Annotated in this window: 2 tRNA genes; both read left to right on the plus strand. The window is 53.0% G+C overall.

From position 1 onward, the window contains the following. The first annotated feature begins 63 nt into the window (after positions 1-63). A tRNA-Ala gene (locus tag ACTXG9_RS19560) sits at positions 64-139 on the plus strand. A 22-nt stretch (positions 140-161) separates the two neighbouring features. Then, positions 162-238, plus strand: a tRNA-Ile gene (locus ACTXG9_RS19565). Positions 239-428: the final 190 nt, after the last annotated feature.

A 428-nucleotide genomic window follows, 5' to 3' on the forward strand; every position in this document is an offset into this window, starting at 1 on the left:
CTTCACAAAGTACCTGCATTCAGAGATTTGCATCGGCCAGGCCGGTGTGAGATGTCCCTTTCTGGGGCCTTAGCTCAGCTGGGAGAGCACCTGCTTTGCAAGCAGGGGGTCGTCGGTTCGATCCCGACAGGCTCCACCAGGGAGATTAAGAAGCAAGCTCCGGGTCTGTAGCTCAGGTGGTTAGAGCGCACCCCTGATAAGGGTGAGGTCGGTGGTTCGAGTCCTCCCAGACCCACCATTCTCTGAATGACGCATACATTCGATCTTTATACGCATCAGCACTGTGGCTGGTACGTGTTCTTTTAAAACTTGTGACGTAGCGAGCGTTTGAGATGTTCTATCAGACGTGTCGTGAGGCTAAGGCGAGAGACGCAAGTCTCTTTATTGATTGAGTCGTTATATTCGTATCCGGGCTTTGTACCCCCGGG

This window comes from Stenotrophomonas maltophilia group sp. LNF247 (assembly GCF_054083135.1).